This is a genomic window from uncultured Holdemanella sp., assembly GCF_934772795.1.
GTDB lineage: Bacteria > Bacillota_I > Bacilli_A > Erysipelotrichales > Erysipelotrichaceae > Holdemanella.
Genome location: NZ_CAKVMR010000001.1, coordinates 28,778 through 42,396, shown reverse-complemented (window position 1 = coordinate 42,396; position 13,619 = coordinate 28,778). Strand labels below are relative to the sequence as shown.

At 32.8% G+C, this 13,619-nt stretch carries 23 protein-coding genes; all 23 read right to left on the bottom strand.

Going from position 1 to position 13,619, the window contains the following annotated elements:
• Positions 1-2: 2 nt before the first annotated feature.
• The 23 genes from Q0F04_RS00315 to Q0F04_RS00205 all read right to left on the bottom strand — a co-directional run bounded on the left by Q0F04_RS00315 (position 3) and on the right by Q0F04_RS00205 (position 13,619).
• Positions 3-1,088 (bottom strand): hypothetical protein, encoded by a 1,086-nt coding sequence (locus Q0F04_RS00315; protein ID WP_295748812.1) that lies wholly within the window; start codon positions 1,086-1,088, stop codon positions 3-5.
• Positions 1,088-1,528, bottom strand: coding sequence for a hypothetical protein (locus tag Q0F04_RS00310; RefSeq protein WP_295748810.1), 441 nt, complete (start codon positions 1,526-1,528; stop codon positions 1,088-1,090). The genes Q0F04_RS00315 and Q0F04_RS00310 overlap by 1 nt, the downstream gene beginning before the upstream one ends.
• Positions 1,529-1,539: 11 nt before the next feature.
• Positions 1,540-1,833 carry a hypothetical protein gene (locus Q0F04_RS00305; protein ID WP_295748808.1) on the bottom strand — a complete coding sequence of 98 codons (294 nt, stop codon included), beginning with the start codon at positions 1,831-1,833 and terminating at the stop codon, positions 1,540-1,542.
• A 141-nt stretch (positions 1,834-1,974) separates the two neighbouring features.
• A complete protein-coding gene (locus Q0F04_RS00300; RefSeq protein WP_295748803.1) occupies positions 1,975-2,562 on the bottom strand; it encodes a hypothetical protein in 588 nt (195 codons plus the stop codon).
• A 17-nt stretch (positions 2,563-2,579) separates the two neighbouring features.
• Entirely contained in the window at positions 2,580-4,001 is a 1,422-nt protein-coding gene (locus tag Q0F04_RS00295; protein WP_295748801.1) for a hypothetical protein, read from the bottom strand.
• An 11-nt stretch (positions 4,002-4,012) separates the two neighbouring features.
• Entirely contained in the window at positions 4,013-5,662 is a 1,650-nt protein-coding gene (locus tag Q0F04_RS00290) for a hypothetical protein (protein WP_295748798.1), read from the bottom strand.
• Complete coding sequence (locus Q0F04_RS00285) at positions 5,637-6,155, bottom strand: terminase small subunit (RefSeq protein WP_295748795.1); 519 nt, start codon at positions 6,153-6,155, stop codon at positions 5,637-5,639. Before Q0F04_RS00285 ends, Q0F04_RS00290 begins: the two co-directional genes overlap by 26 nt.
• Before the next feature lie 531 nt (positions 6,156-6,686).
• A complete protein-coding gene (locus Q0F04_RS00280) occupies positions 6,687-7,043 on the bottom strand; it encodes a hypothetical protein (RefSeq protein WP_295748793.1) in 357 nt (118 codons plus the stop codon).
• 34 nt (positions 7,044-7,077) lie between these two features.
• Complete coding sequence (locus tag Q0F04_RS00275) at positions 7,078-7,338, bottom strand: hypothetical protein (protein ID WP_295748790.1); 261 nt, start codon at positions 7,336-7,338, stop codon at positions 7,078-7,080.
• A gap of 6 nt (positions 7,339-7,344) precedes the next feature.
• Positions 7,345-7,605, bottom strand: a complete 261-nt coding sequence (locus tag Q0F04_RS00270; RefSeq protein WP_295748787.1) for a hypothetical protein — start codon at positions 7,603-7,605, stop codon at positions 7,345-7,347.
• 28 nt (positions 7,606-7,633) lie between these two features.
• Positions 7,634-8,506: a hypothetical protein gene (locus Q0F04_RS00265; protein ID WP_295748785.1), complete on the bottom strand. Its 873-nt coding sequence runs from the start codon at positions 8,504-8,506 to the stop codon at positions 7,634-7,636.
• Between the two features lie 18 nt (positions 8,507-8,524).
• Positions 8,525-8,752: a hypothetical protein gene (locus tag Q0F04_RS00260; RefSeq protein ID WP_295748782.1), complete on the bottom strand. Its 228-nt coding sequence runs from the start codon at positions 8,750-8,752 to the stop codon at positions 8,525-8,527.
• Between the two features lie 1,328 nt (positions 8,753-10,080).
• Positions 10,081-10,284 (bottom strand): hypothetical protein, encoded by a 204-nt coding sequence (locus Q0F04_RS00255; protein WP_295748779.1) that lies wholly within the window; start codon positions 10,282-10,284, stop codon positions 10,081-10,083.
• Positions 10,285-10,368: 84 nt separating this feature from the next.
• On the bottom strand, positions 10,369-10,938 hold the full coding sequence (locus Q0F04_RS00250) for a hypothetical protein (RefSeq protein WP_295748777.1): 570 nt from the start codon (positions 10,936-10,938) through the stop codon (positions 10,369-10,371).
• 151 nt (positions 10,939-11,089) lie between these two features.
• A complete protein-coding gene (locus Q0F04_RS00245) occupies positions 11,090-11,383 on the bottom strand; it encodes a hypothetical protein (RefSeq protein WP_295748773.1) in 294 nt (97 codons plus the stop codon).
• Complete coding sequence (locus Q0F04_RS00240; RefSeq protein ID WP_295748770.1) at positions 11,384-11,716, bottom strand: type II toxin-antitoxin system PemK/MazF family toxin; 333 nt, start codon at positions 11,714-11,716, stop codon at positions 11,384-11,386.
• Positions 11,697-11,942 (bottom strand): hypothetical protein, encoded by a 246-nt coding sequence (locus Q0F04_RS00235; RefSeq protein WP_295748767.1) that lies wholly within the window; start codon positions 11,940-11,942, stop codon positions 11,697-11,699. The genes Q0F04_RS00240 and Q0F04_RS00235 overlap by 20 nt, the downstream gene beginning before the upstream one ends.
• A complete protein-coding gene (locus tag Q0F04_RS00230; protein WP_295748764.1) occupies positions 11,878-12,117 on the bottom strand; it encodes a hypothetical protein in 240 nt (79 codons plus the stop codon). Before Q0F04_RS00230 ends, Q0F04_RS00235 begins: the two co-directional genes overlap by 65 nt.
• Positions 12,114-12,323 carry a hypothetical protein gene (locus tag Q0F04_RS00225; RefSeq protein ID WP_295748761.1) on the bottom strand — a complete coding sequence of 70 codons (210 nt, stop codon included), beginning with the start codon at positions 12,321-12,323 and terminating at the stop codon, positions 12,114-12,116. Before Q0F04_RS00225 ends, Q0F04_RS00230 begins: the two co-directional genes overlap by 4 nt.
• Complete coding sequence (locus Q0F04_RS00220; RefSeq protein WP_295748757.1) at positions 12,298-12,456, bottom strand: hypothetical protein; 159 nt, start codon at positions 12,454-12,456, stop codon at positions 12,298-12,300. The genes Q0F04_RS00225 and Q0F04_RS00220 overlap by 26 nt, the downstream gene beginning before the upstream one ends.
• 44 nt (positions 12,457-12,500) lie before the next feature.
• Entirely contained in the window at positions 12,501-13,097 is a 597-nt protein-coding gene (locus Q0F04_RS00215) for a hypothetical protein (RefSeq protein ID WP_295748755.1), read from the bottom strand.
• Positions 13,087-13,392 carry a hypothetical protein gene (locus Q0F04_RS00210; protein ID WP_295748752.1) on the bottom strand — a complete coding sequence of 102 codons (306 nt, stop codon included), beginning with the start codon at positions 13,390-13,392 and terminating at the stop codon, positions 13,087-13,089. Before Q0F04_RS00210 ends, Q0F04_RS00215 begins: the two co-directional genes overlap by 11 nt.
• The gene (locus tag Q0F04_RS00205; RefSeq protein WP_295748749.1) at positions 13,389-13,619 is read right to left on the bottom strand and encodes a hypothetical protein; all 231 of its coding nucleotides are present in this window, start codon (positions 13,617-13,619) and stop codon (positions 13,389-13,391) included. The genes Q0F04_RS00210 and Q0F04_RS00205 overlap by 4 nt, the downstream gene beginning before the upstream one ends.

Sequence of the window (13,619 nt, the reverse complement as noted above, 5' to 3'; positions counted from 1 at the left end):
TCCTATCCCCACATATCTCCGCTAACTTTAGAAGTAGAAGCTAATTTTTCTTCTTTCTTTTCTTTATCGTTAGCTTGTCCTGAGATCAAACTAGACAATCTGTCTAATGTGCTTTCTGCTTTCTTTTCAAATTCTGTTTTTTCTTTCTTAGAACTTTTTAATTTTTCTTTTAATTCGGCATTTTCTTGTTCTAATGCTTCAACTTTTGCGCTTAAAGCTTCAAAGGCATCCATGAATTTGTTGATTTTTTCCATGTCATCCTTAGACATTTCAACAGTTTCTAATGTTTCTTCGCCTTTTTTAGCTTCTTCTTTGTTTTCTGCTCCTTCTTCTTTACTTTCAGGTGTTTTTTCTTCTTTAGAAGGTTCTTTTTCTTCTTTTTCTTCCTCTTTTTCTAAAGCTTCATTCTTCTTTTCTTCTTTGTTTTCAGAACTCAACTTTAAAATCTTTTCCCATAGGTTCATTTCTGAGTCTCCTTTACTGTTCAAATTTTCGCCTGTACTGTTTACATTGGCGGGGTTTGCAACAACTGAGAAACCAGCAATCTCGATTTCGTTGTAGAAAGGTGCATTAAATTTGAATGACGATTCAAAATCGAGTGTTCCTCTCAGTTCTGCACTAATACACAATGGTATTTCTTGTTTCAATAAATCTTGCACAATGTGCAATTCCCTGTTTAGTTTGACGTTTACATCAAGACCTTTTCTTCCATCCCCAATATCGACAACTGTTAAATCATCTTTAGTCCATGTACCTAAATTTAAAGGGAGTGATGTAATGTCAATGTGTGCTAGATTGATATATCCTACATAATCAGAACTCAAGCTATCGTAGAACGCTTGTACTGCCCCTTTTTTGATGTATAGACGAATATCATCTCCGCTCTCATACGTTATTGCCCCCTCGTCAATAAGACGTGTAGGCTTGTTTTCTACGTACCCTGATGATAGGTTCACACTGACATAATGGTTTTCTTTATCTACGTTCGATAAAGTGATTGCATTGTCATAAAATGCTTTGCCTTTTTTTCTACGTTCAAGGCTATCTTTAATGCTTGTTACATATGTTGGAATCTTCTTTTGTGGCATTATTTCTTAGTCTCCGTTTCTACTACGATTACTGGCTTATAGAATAATTTTTGAATTCTTCCCCCACATGAATTACATTTTCTGACTTCGTATGGAATTTTAGCTTCCTTTAAGATTTGCTCCATTGTTGAATCATATCTCTTTTGGATAGTTTTATTTCTAAGTGCTTCTAACAAGACTTTATCTTCGGGAATCTTGTATTTCTGTTTAGGCTCAAGAACTACATACCCGTATAGCAAAGTACCGCTATCCAATTTTGAATAAACGTCAATTTGCGTTTTTTCTTCGATAACATCAAGAAGCATTAAATACTGCTTTGCATTGTATGCTGCTTTTTCCAATACGAACTCATGTCTGCCATTTTGTTTTAAGAAAGCATTTCTTTCTTCTAGGGAATCGAACCAAGTAACACCGTTAATAGTTTGTACGTTGTTCTGCATGGTCTCTCCTTCTAAGCATCATGGCATTGATCGTCTGTATACTTTGTTTCTGTTTGTTCTGAGCGTTCTACTTTTGCTACATTACAGAATAAGAATGAAGTATAAGTTGTTACTGTTTTTACATTAGGTTTTTCACCTGTAGTAGTAATAACCGGCCATTCAAATCCGATAGCTCCGTCTTGGTCTAACATTTTGTTATGCCAAGCAGTGTTAAAAGCAGTTGCATCTTTTCCTGTTAAAGTGATAGGGTCTCCGTACCCTTCTTTAAAAGTGATTTTTACAGTGAAACTACGTTTAATTGACATTTATGTATCTCCTTTCGTTGTTTTGCATATAAAAAGGCAATACCTCGAAATATGCAAAAATATATATAGACAGTGAAAACTGTTTATACCTTTTGTTTATTTCCAAATATTGCCTTGTTTTCTTCTACTTTTTACTTCTAATTAAAACTCTAATTTATCTTCTACTTGTCTTGTTGGCTTATTACCAATCAATTTATAAATCTTGACCATTGATTCTTTGTCCAATTTACCTTTGAACTCGTTTATGAAATCTGTATCTGAAATATTTCTTTGACCAATTAAGAATAAATCAGCATTCCTTTTTGAATCTTTCTTAGCTCCAATCTGATATACAGGAATTGTAGTTGTATATACACGTCCACTAGCTTGTTCTTTGCAAGCTCTGTAGTCTGTTACAACTTCGTAATATACATCTTTAACAACTTCTTTTTCTTTCTTCGTTTTTTCATCAACAATTTTTTCTTTTACTTCAACTTTTCTGTATCTGTTCTCAAAGAAAGAAGTAGGAACTGCGATTGCATTGGTTTTTGTTTCTAAATAGCCTAATCCGTCAGGTCGCATAGGTCTTTCACCAAATTCAACCTCTTTACCTTGGATTTTCTCTTTAACCAATCCAATCTTGTTGATTCTCTGTGCATCTTCAAATGAATAAATAGGAGTTCCGTTTAAACTTCCTAATGGTGTTACCTCATTTTCAGATAAGATACTTTTTAAAATATCCATTTCCATTTTATTTTCTCCTCTCGCTATAGCGTTTTTTCGATAGAATCCATCATTCTAACAAGTGATTCCATCATCTGATTCTTTGTGCCCTTGTCTAACTGTTCTGCTCCGTTGACAATAGCACCTACGATTTGAGTAACTGACAATGCCAATTTATATGTCTTTGCAGACTTGTCTTGTTGTTCTTTCAATTCGTATTTATCAAAATAAACCTTCGGTACACCTAATTTCTCACTTAACATAGGAGAAATCTGAGTGGCGAACCTCTCTCGCATTGGTACGATTGTATTTGTCATGGCATTATCTATGATTCTTTCCATAGATACGTTTCCTGATACATCCCCTAAACCAATTAATTCAGGAGTAAGACCGAAACACTGACAAATAATAGAACCTTCCTTCATTTGAAGGTATTCTAAGAACTCTGTACCTTTTGTAACACGAGGCAAGTGGTCCATTTTATCGAAAATAGAACTTGCAAGGATTACATTGTCTGATTTTGAATTTCTGATTTCTTGTCCTAAGCGTTTAGCTTCAATTCTTGCTTTGTCGGCTCTGTCTGCTTTAGAACTTGATGATTCGTCTAAAACTTGTGAAGCCGATAAATCAATCGTATCTCCCTTGGCAAATCCATCTTTTAGCCAAAAAATCAAACGTCCTGGGCCATCATACTGAATATCGTAATTTAAACGCTCGTAAACCGCACCTAATAGCTTTAGACGTTGTTTATCACGTAATAAACACGATAATCCATTCTCATGGTCTGTTCCGTTTCTTAAATTGCAGAAATTATCAGGTATTTCTACAATGATCGTTCCGTCTTTGGACATTAGTTTGCCTGTTTGAAGGAATAATGCTTCGTCAAAGTCGATTTCTTTTGTTCCTAATGAGATAGGTTCTTTATCGTTTGCCGACATGGCATAACAAACAGGAACTCTAAATCCTTTATGTTCATCATCTTCACGAACGATGGAAACATAGTTGCGATAATTCTCTGTGATAATTCCTTTTTCTTCATCTAGCCAACGAATACCACACTTTCCATACAATAAGGACTGCATAATAGCATTTTGAAGTACAGAATAGTTCGTGACACCTTGTGCGTTTTGTCTGTAAAGGAATGGCATAAGAACATCTTTGTCTAAGTTCTCGTCACCCGTTGTGATGCCGTTTGAGAATATAAAGTCAATAACCTTACCGATAACGTATGGTAGCGTTGGTAGATTGTCTATCATCCAATCAATCTCATCAAACTGATTATTAAAGTTTGTCTTTACAAATCCGTTGATGCAATCTGAATTGCAGTTTAACATAGCTTCCATGACCTTTTCGGCTTCGGTTTCTGCATTAGAACTGTGAATATTGTGCGAAATGTTAGTTGACACATAGGTATTGGATGCTAGTTTAACTCTATCCTTTTGTCTTTTCTTTGTTCTTCGACTCAAATTAGCACCTCCTAATCGTTCTCTGCATACGCAAGTATTTCACCGCTTAGATTATACATTAAACAACTGCGGACAGAAAGTACTGAGGAATCTAGGGCATCAGGAGAGTGTCCTAAGCGTTGTTTTATCTCCTCTTTAGGAATAATGGCTATCTTCTTATTGTTTTTCGATACAGTCCTTGTAGCAAGCAATTCAGGTTTCAATCTTTTGGCAACTTCCGTTGTAAAAGTCAATTTCTTACTATCCATTAGCTGTTGAAAGTCTAGATACATTTCTGCTCTTAAATTAAATGCATATACTGCACTGTAATGTCTTGCCTTGATACGTGTTTTTGTTGGCCCTCCTTGGAAATTGACACCCTCAAGGATAAATCCTAGCTTATCTGAGTATTTTGACAATCCTTCGGTCAACCAAGTACCGAAACCAACGTCAACACAAACATATTTGATGTTTAATGTCTCAATAATCTTAACAATCTTGGCAATAATCTTCTCAGATGTGACTCCTTGCACCCAAACACCCTCTTTTAGATTGTAAATTGTCTCGATTTTACAGTTTCCATATCTATTTTGAGAGCATAAAGCAACATCTATACCGTCTTTTCCTGTATAAGCCGAGTCAATACCTAAGAAAAAACGCTTTTTATAAGAATTTTCGGCTTTATCATCGTCTAAAGTCATGGTTTTGAACATACTTTCGTCTGAAAATTCCTCTAATTCGCATACTAAATAGCGTTGGCAAGTACTTCTATTCTTGTAAAAATGTGAATTTAGTATCTGAGATGCACTTTTCATACGATCTTCTTCGTATGCAGTGCGTACATCCATCCAAACAACTAATGTTCCTTCGGGATATTTGTCGTTTGTCATGCAATCGTAGAACTCTCCTCGTTTGTGGGGGTTGGAAATAGCGATTTCGAGTTCTTTTGACCCGTCAACACTTGAAAATTCCCTTCGTCCTATCTCGGCATACGCATCTTCACTGACTTGGGCAGCTTCGTCAATTATATAATCTCCACCCTTACCGATAGCGTTGTTGTTTTTCTTCGGGTCTACACTGTTTCCACCTAATGTAACGATTTCTACGCATCCTCCACCCTTGAAGGAAATCTTAGTTTTGGAAGTAGAAGTCTGTAATTTCTCAATCTTGTTTCCTGAATCTAATACAGAACTCTGAATTGATTCGTCTGCATCTTGTAAATGCCCAATAACTTTTGACATGATGATAGTCGCAGTTTCTCCAGTTGCGGCCGCAATTCGTACTTGATGTCCTTTATATGCGCGATAAATAGCAATCATGCCTAAAGTCCAACTTTTGCCATACTGAGAAGTAGTAATAGCGTAAATAGTGTCGTACCCCTCTACAACTGCACCGAACAACATAGCTTGTGTAAAGTGAAGATTGACTTGAAAATACGTTAAAGCCTCTCTTGCACCGATAACCGCAAGTCTGAAAGCCTCTTGTTTGGAAACATTCAATCGTTTGTAATGCTCGGGGATATATCCTCTCGTCCAGTTCTTTAATTTATACTTCGGGGTAGCATCTTTAAGCAACTGTACAACAGTTTCTTGGCTCTTATTAATAGCTTTAGCTTCCTTTAAGTCCTCTACATCCTTAAAATACTGTTCCGTAACACTAAGAGTCTGCTTCTTCACACTCATCTTCTTCTTCGTCCTCCTCGTGTTCTATTACTTCGGCATCTAAAAACTCACTTCCCATATTAATACCTAATATATCGTTGATTCTTTCCTCTGCAATCGCTCTTTTCTGTTCAACAGTAATATTATTTACACTTCCAACATTTAAAATGTTGCTCTTTCCAATGCCATCCATTCTATTCAATTCCTTTAAGCATCCTAGTCTATCCTTCATAGCCTTTTCTTCGTCTTGAATGTTATCGCTAAGCCACTGCCTACGTTGCTCTACTGTCATAACACTTCTTTGGTCTCTCTTTTTGACCCTCTCATGTATGACATTCCTAAATAAAGGACTGTTTAATATCTTATATCCCTTGTTATAAGCACTCTTATCGCTTAAATCAGGACGAATCTTTTGCATGGACTTCGTAATATTCCCACTCTTTGAATACTCGTCAAAGAATCTTTTAGCTTCATCCTCACGCTTTAATTCTGAAACACTCTTTGCCTTTGACATTTATTAATCCTCTCTTTCTCTACCTCCCTACATTATAAATGATTTCTTTGAGGACGTTTTAGGTATCAAAAATACATGAACTCATTTTTTTCAAATCGTAAATTATCACTTTTCAAAAAATTTTATCTCAAAAAGGGGGTGGTTTTATCACTTGCGTTGGTTAATGATTTGGTTAGCACTCTGTTATGTGCAGTGCTAGGTGTAAAAAATGTGGTTTGGTCGAGAGGGAAGCCATGGGGTGTGTAGGGTCGTCCGTTCTTGTTGCGATTTTCAAACTAGCAGCAACCACAACAATATACAATGTATGTATTCCATAGACAATTCAATAAAGATCATGTAAATAGTTTTAGCAGCAAAGAGAAGAAAGAAAAAAGAAAAAGACAATAAAAAAGCTAGTTAAACATTTAAAGTTTTAACTAGCAAAGCAAATATATAATAATAAATAATAAGATAAATAATAATATAATCCAAACATAATACTTAAATATGAACGCAAGTATTAGAATAAATACAAGTATAGTTGTTAACTGATCAATCATTTAGCAGCCTTTCAAATTCATTTAATTTATTAATATAATGATTCATTCTCTTTTTTTCTCTTTTAGCTTTAAAACTATCATTATTATATAATTCAATCCAATTATTTAAGCCTTTTTTATAATATCTTAAAAGCTGCTCAAACATAAACTTTTTAGAATATGAATTAAAAGTACAATGATCATTCCCAATAAATCTAAATGTAATACAATTGCCATAAGGATATATAGTATATGTATATATATAGCCTTTATTGAATGCGCCTTTTTCATTTGTTCGTATAGTTTGACAACTTAAGCCAGCTATACAACTACACAAACTTTTAATATCTTTCATATATATTTTAGTCATTTCTTTTGCTCCTTTTTCTTAAGTAATTAATCAATCATTTTATTATTCCTAACTTTTTAAAAAAATCATGATCTATTATATTCCAATCAAAAGGAATTATATTACTTTTTTTTACTCTGGCATTATGTAATAAAACACTCTTAAATTTATAAGTTGCGCAATATACGCCACTACTAGCACTTAAATTTTTAGCTATATAATATATATATTTATTATTTGCGTACATATTCCAATTACCAGCGCATAAAGCTATTAAATGTAGCTTATTATTATCATATATAATATTATTTCTCATTTTTTATCATCCTTTATTTACTTCAATTAGTTCAGGCATTATCATTTTATGCGTTTTCATAGAGTGTTTGATTTTCAATTTATATATGATTTTATTATTTTTAGTAATAACTCTATTTTTTCGATCTATATTTATATCATTATCATCTAAAATTATTAAACTTCTATTTTTAACTTTATAACTAGACATAAGTCCATAGTTTTCAAAACTACACCAGTTTTTTAAGCAGTCTTTAACTGCTGCTAGCTCATCTTTATTTAATAACATTTCCTTTCATCCTTTCATTTACAATTTATTAATATATAAGTGGCAACACAATACATGACAAACCTAATATAATGCCGCCTATTAATAAGTCAATGCATATGACTATATATATTTTTAATAACGCAAGTATAAGCACGTGTAAAGTGCTCATATTGTCAAGCTGCTTTCTACTAATCATCATAAGCAACCCCTTATTATATATCCATGTTTGAATATATATATTATTATCTTTATATATATTTTTTATGTTTCCAACCGCTATATTATTGTATTCACTACATATTTTTTCAAGCTCTTGTTGTTTTTCATACGCTTTTTTATAAAGCTTTTTCAGCTCTTTTATTCGTTTCGGTATATTGTCGATATATTCTTTACTAGTGTAATAAAGTGTAAGATCATTGAATTCTAGAACTTGAATTTTATTTTCATCTAGTAACTTTTTTTGTTTTCCGTCTATGCATTTTGAACCGCACTCGATATTATAATTGTTATTACTAAATTCTAAAGGTATAATGTGGTATGTTTGTGATCCATATCTTTCGCTGATATAAAAGCTGCAATTTGTTTTTTCTTTTATTTCATCTTTTATTTTTTCTTCTGTTTTCGGGCCGTAAGATTTATTTTTATACTTTGCAAGTGCTTCTAACACCGTTGGCATAGTTTCGTTATATAGTGCTATTTTTGCGTTACTATTTAAGATTTTTATTGTAATTTGTAAGTCTTTCTTTTTTTCTTCTAATCTTGCAAGATCATTTTCTACAGCTTTTCTTTTTTCGTGTCTTTCTTTTAAATTAACGATATTTAAGTATGTGTTTTGGAGTTCTTTTATGTTTTCTTCTAATTCTTTAATTGTTTGATATGACTTATTTACATCTTTTATAATTTCATTAAATTTTTTCATGTTATGCGCCTCCCTAAATTACCCGCAAATTTTTTTCGTAACTAGATCAACACTAAAACTATTATTATGATAATCACATGTATTTTCTTCTATAATATTTAACACTTTGTGCCCGTTGTTCCATGTTTCGGTTTTTCTAATAATATAGGGGTTTTTCATGATGTCTTTTTCACGAAAGCCACCGTACTTTTTTACGATATTCTTTACCATATTGTCATACATTTCAGATTCTTTATTTTTTTCCATTTTCTTTTAGCCCCAATTAAGTTATAATAAGGACGTATATATATTTTTTTGGGGCTTGCCTCATCTTTCTATATTTATATATATACGCTTTTGTGGATGATCATGATTCTATTAAGTTTAGTAGCCTATGGAATCATGATCTTTTTTATGTCTTATTTTTGGATGTCACCTCTTTTCACACCATTATTATACCATGTTACCATTGCATTTACAACCCTTTTTTTCACTTTTTGTTCACGAATCGTGAATATAATAGCGGTATTTTTTATACCAACCCGTATTTTTGTCTACATATCGTGAACATTTTACAAAATACAAAATATACAAAATACAAAATTTTTCGCCGATTCAGGACTACAAAATACAAAATTTATTTTTTATATTGACAAAATTTTCTTTTTGGAACACTTAAAATCTGCCTAAAATAAAGGATTTCACTTATTTTTTGTGAACAAATGATTAATTTAATAAAAAAGACAATAAAAAAACCCATCAAACTTCATTAGAACTTGATAGGTAAATGAAACTAGTAATAATACTCTATATATCTTCTTCTATTAGGCTTTGGAAGGCTCTGTGGAGGACGTAGCTCCTTTTTCTTCTTTCCCCCGAAGTCAAAACCCCTCTTTTACTTCCCCGAGCCTCTTTCCTATTATATATATGCTCAGGGACTTTATATACATCTGTTTTCTTAGATCAATCATCTTAAAATGTGCTGAAATACTTTATAATATAGGCTCTGTGTGCTCAGTACAGAACCTTAAACCATACAATCGACAAGATATAGAATTTATATTAAGAATTTCTAAAGGAGTATGAAATGAAATATCTGCCTATTCATTTCAGTAGTAGTAGTATATGACTACGTGATGACAATTTATGAACCAACCTAAACAATCGTGTGTAAACATTATGGAACTTATCGTTTATTACGCATATATGACTGTATGGACGTTTCTATATCTCTGAATTTACTTGTTTTCTTTCTTTTCCCCCGAACCCCATTGCGATATAAGGGCACGTTTAACACAAATCCTGTTGCGATTGGGTGGCTACTGCGAATCATGGGGGCCATTGAAGAATATGGGGCAGTTTCTTATTGCGTTCCTAGGGCACAATTTCTATTACAACCTACCCCGTCAATTAAATATTGCACTTACACCCTTATAATATCCTCAGATTTCTCTGAGGCACTCAATTCTGAGTAAGTAGAAGTAAAAAATGTCTCGCTAGGAAGTGGCAATATTTGGTCTTTATAGGTACTTCCTAACTACATATATTATACCATTTTTCAATGCGGACGTGTGAAAAAAACCGATAAAAAAAGGCTATTTTGAAGTAGCCTCTTTCTTTTCTCTTTCTAAATCCTTCAAGATCAATTGCCTTACATAATCTGCTTTATTTGGCACTGAATTTAACTTTTCTAGTATCTCCTGATTGTTCTTAGTTATGTATTTTAAGCAAACTTGACTTACGTTCTTAGCTGCATACTTATTGTTTGCTCTCAATTTTGCTTCGCTTGTCTTTGCCATTGCTATTACCTCTACTTTTCTTCCATACATAGTATAACATATAATGATACTCTTGTAAATAATAAATTAAAAAAGCCTATTTTACTAGGCTTGATTTCTGTTATAAGCAAATCCTGAATATTCTAGGCAATCCCTTAGTTCTTCTAGACTGTAGTTGTTGGAAATGAACTGTATGTATCTTGAAAGTAGCTGCTTTCCACTTCTAACCCCATTTAAGTGTAATTCCACCCCGAATACCGATACCCCGATAAACCACGCAAATGCAAATGCATCTAACTCTATATGTTGGGCCTCATATCCTTCGTTTTCGCTCCCTTTATACTCTTTTAACTCCTTTTTCCAAATTTTGAGCATTTCAGGAGTAGCAATATCCGCTAATCCAACATCATTTATAGCCTGATATTGAGCACAATGTCTAACTTCATGTGCCAAACTCAAGTAAAGATCTATTTCATCCTTGAATTTATCTAAATCCACATAGATTCTGTTCTCTTTCACGATTGTTGTTGCTTTGGCAGATGGTTTTAATTGGAAACTTTCTGCTTTTCGCCCGTTTCCATAGTAGGCTTTCCCGTCTTTCTGATAAATAACTGTTGGCGGTTCTATCGCCATCAAATCAGATAAGAACATAATGTAATTGTTGTAAGTGTTCATGTCTATATTTTACTACACAACACTAAAAAAGGCTATAAACATATTTATCGTTTTAAACGTGTTTTTAGCCTTTTCTTTGTTTACCCTAACAAATACTCATCTCAATCTATTTTGTTCGTTAGAATCACTTCTAGACGTGTTTAAATTGATTTTAAGAAGTTTTTCTTCTTTTTCTGCGTAAATTGTAGTCTTTGTCAATCAAAATCTGATGTATCATTGTTCTATCAACTAGATATTCAATGCCATCACTATTGATACCAACGATCTTACACCACCAACGATTGAAAGTATAAGGTTTAGTCAATACAATTTGTACTAATTCAGTTTCTTCAAATAAAGTAGCCATAGCTACGTCACCTGCTCTTAAACCAATATTGCCATGGTAATTAAACCATCCTCCGCAGGTTTCTTTGAAATGCTCGTATTCTGTATCTCTTTTAGGCATTTAAATAATACCAATCTGAGTTAATAATGCACATTTTACTTCTTTTGCTTCTTGCCAATCGAGTGATTTTATATGCCGCTTAACATTTTCTCTGTTGATTGTTAAGATTTGTTCAGCTTTTGCCATTCCGCACTCATATCCTGTATCAATCATAACGTGACAAGGTAAATCCACTCTTTTTAAATTGCTAGTAATTGGAATTACATTTACTGTTTTACTCCCTTTATTTTGAATATCGTTTGAAATAACGATACATGGTCTCCTCTTATAAAGAATTGTATTACTATATTTTGGCAAGTCACACCAATAAATGTTATTGTTTAGGATTTCCATAATGATAACCACCTATCCTTCCTAGTTTATCCTCTAAGTTTTTGTTATGCTGCTGCAATCCGTATATTTTCCTGTCTCTCTCAATTAAAGCTTGTTTAATTAATACCATATCGTCATAGGCTTCATATAATCCGTTGTCTTTCAGAGCTTTTTCTACATTTTTAAAACTCATCTCTACCTGATTCATTGCTATCATCTTCATTCCAATCCATTCCATACACATCATCTATTGTATCTTCCTCATCTTCCTCATCATCTTCGACTGGAACACGTACAATTTTAGTGCCAATTCTATGTGTAAATAAGATACATACTGCCCAAATAGGATGCACATGAATTACCATATATGCAGTAAATATCATTACCGCTATATTGTGGATTGCCATACTTAAATACATCATTTTGTTGTTTTCTCCTTCACATATGTAGCTTTCAAGTCTTCTACTTCTACCCCTTCTTTTGACAATGCAATATTCCAAATTTCATTTAATAAGGAATCTACGATATGGCATGAATTACAGTTATTAACGTCAGGAACACTGATTTTTAATTTAATCAGTACGTCTGTACTTTCTTTAGGCTTATTTCGTTTCTTCAAACCCATCATATTCGCATCTCCTATATTGATACTTGTATTTTCTTGCTTCATATTCTGCTTTATTTAGATCATCAATCAATCTACCATTCGCAACTTCCAATTCGTTGATTCGTTCTGAAACAACTAAGGAATAAAGGAGCATTGAAGCAATACCTCCTATAAATACTCCTGCAAAGAAATAAATCATCAAACCACCTCACAATTATCTAAGATTTCACGAATTGGAATATTTGTATCAATGTCTTTAAAATATCCTTTTTCATGCATTTTAAACAAATGTATTTGATTTGCAATTTGATTATACGTTTTAAAATCTTTATGCACGCTTAACAAATCATACTCAAATTGAGTTAGCTTATATTTTGGCTTTTCATATGGTTTATTTAGCCAATCTTCTACCTTTTTACGACATCCTATTTGATTGATTTTAAAGTCACAATCATTGCAATTAGTTTTATAACATAGCGTAGGTCTTCCTTTGACTACTGCTAAATTCGCCATGCACTCTTCTAAAATTTCATCTTTGTAATGTTCAAAATTTGTTTCTTGCTTTTCTTCTTCTAGCCATCCAAGTTCCTTTAATTGTTGTTGAATTGCTTTTAATAAAGCTTTATTTATCGTGATAGCTTCATGGTCATCATACAATTCAATTTCTTTTTTTGTTAAATCAAACGTGATTTCAATATAACGATGCATTCCTTTTAGTACTTTGGTATATATTAATTTTCCCGAAGATAAATTTCTTGTATATCCAAGTTTTTCAAACATTTCTCTAGTAGTCATCTTCATCGTCTCCTTTCAACTTCTGTCCACAAAAAGGACAACGAGGATAATATTTGTTTCCATGATATGTTGGAATAGCAACAACTCCATGCTTGCAAGTTGGACAACATAACATCAAATCAGCACATGGACCAAACTCAATATCTATAGGTTTCTTTGGTGTTTCTTTATCAGCAAGATTCCCCAACAATTGAAAATATACCTTGGCACGAGCAGTCTCTTCTATGTCTGCTGCTTCGCACGCAATTTGATGTTCTTTTTCAAGAACTTGCAACACTTTTTGATATTTATTCATTTTCTTTCTCCTGTCTTTACATATTTTAACGATTCAATAAACATTTCAAACAATTCATTTTCTCTCATATATATTTCAATCGTTTCGACATATAATTTAAGATATTCATAACGTACATCGTCCAATTTCTCGATTAAAAGATTTTTGCGTTTTTTGATACTTTGGTTGTTCTCATCAATGTATCCTTCATACACTTTAATTAATGCATCAATTCTTTCTTCAATCAT

Excerpts from the sequence above, each read along its gene's own strand:
- Q0F04_RS00315 (WP_295748812.1), bottom strand. The coding sequence starts at position 1,088 with ATGCCACAAAAGAAGATTCCAACATATGTAACAAGCATTAAAGATAGC.
- Q0F04_RS00310 (WP_295748810.1), bottom strand. The coding sequence starts at position 1,528 with ATGCAGAACAACGTACAAACTATTAACGGTGTTACTTGGTTCGATTCC.
- Q0F04_RS00305 (WP_295748808.1), bottom strand. The coding sequence starts at position 1,833 with ATGTCAATTAAACGTAGTTTCACTGTAAAAATCACTTTTAAAGAAGGG.
- Q0F04_RS00300 (WP_295748803.1), bottom strand. The coding sequence starts at position 2,562 with ATGGAAATGGATATTTTAAAAAGTATCTTATCTGAAAATGAGGTAACA.
- Q0F04_RS00290 (WP_295748798.1), bottom strand. The coding sequence starts at position 5,662 with ATGAGTGTGAAGAAGCAGACTCTTAGTGTTACGGAACAGTATTTTAAG.
- Q0F04_RS00285 (WP_295748795.1), bottom strand. The coding sequence starts at position 6,155 with ATGTCAAAGGCAAAGAGTGTTTCAGAATTAAAGCGTGAGGATGAAGCT.
- Q0F04_RS00280 (WP_295748793.1), bottom strand. The coding sequence starts at position 7,043 with ATGACTAAAATATATATGAAAGATATTAAAAGTTTGTGTAGTTGTATA.
- Q0F04_RS00275 (WP_295748790.1), bottom strand. The coding sequence starts at position 7,338 with ATGAGAAATAATATTATATATGATAATAATAAGCTACATTTAATAGCT.
- Q0F04_RS00270 (WP_295748787.1), bottom strand. The coding sequence starts at position 7,605 with ATGTTATTAAATAAAGATGAGCTAGCAGCAGTTAAAGACTGCTTAAAA.
- Q0F04_RS00265 (WP_295748785.1), bottom strand. The coding sequence starts at position 8,506 with ATGAAAAAATTTAATGAAATTATAAAAGATGTAAATAAGTCATATCAA.
- Q0F04_RS00260 (WP_295748782.1), bottom strand. The coding sequence starts at position 8,752 with ATGGAAAAAAATAAAGAATCTGAAATGTATGACAATATGGTAAAGAAT.
- Q0F04_RS00255 (WP_295748779.1), bottom strand. The coding sequence starts at position 10,284 with ATGGCAAAGACAAGCGAAGCAAAATTGAGAGCAAACAATAAGTATGCA.
- Q0F04_RS00250 (WP_295748777.1), bottom strand. The coding sequence starts at position 10,938 with ATGAACACTTACAACAATTACATTATGTTCTTATCTGATTTGATGGCG.
- Q0F04_RS00245 (WP_295748773.1), bottom strand. The coding sequence starts at position 11,383 with ATGCCTAAAAGAGATACAGAATACGAGCATTTCAAAGAAACCTGCGGA.
- Q0F04_RS00240 (WP_295748770.1), bottom strand. The coding sequence starts at position 11,716 with ATGGAAATCCTAAACAATAACATTTATTGGTGTGACTTGCCAAAATAT.
- Q0F04_RS00235 (WP_295748767.1), bottom strand. The coding sequence starts at position 11,942 with ATGATGTGTATGGAATGGATTGGAATGAAGATGATAGCAATGAATCAG.
- Q0F04_RS00230 (WP_295748764.1), bottom strand. The coding sequence starts at position 12,117 with ATGATGTATTTAAGTATGGCAATCCACAATATAGCGGTAATGATATTT.
- Q0F04_RS00225 (WP_295748761.1), bottom strand. The coding sequence starts at position 12,323 with ATGATGGGTTTGAAGAAACGAAATAAGCCTAAAGAAAGTACAGACGTA.
- Q0F04_RS00220 (WP_295748757.1), bottom strand. The coding sequence starts at position 12,456 with ATGCTCCTTTATTCCTTAGTTGTTTCAGAACGAATCAACGAATTGGAA.
- Q0F04_RS00215 (WP_295748755.1), bottom strand. The coding sequence starts at position 13,097 with ATGACTACTAGAGAAATGTTTGAAAAACTTGGATATACAAGAAATTTA.
- Q0F04_RS00210 (WP_295748752.1), bottom strand. The coding sequence starts at position 13,392 with ATGAATAAATATCAAAAAGTGTTGCAAGTTCTTGAAAAAGAACATCAA.
- Q0F04_RS00205 (WP_295748749.1), bottom strand. The coding sequence starts at position 13,619 with ATGATTGAAGAAAGAATTGATGCATTAATTAAAGTGTATGAAGGATAC.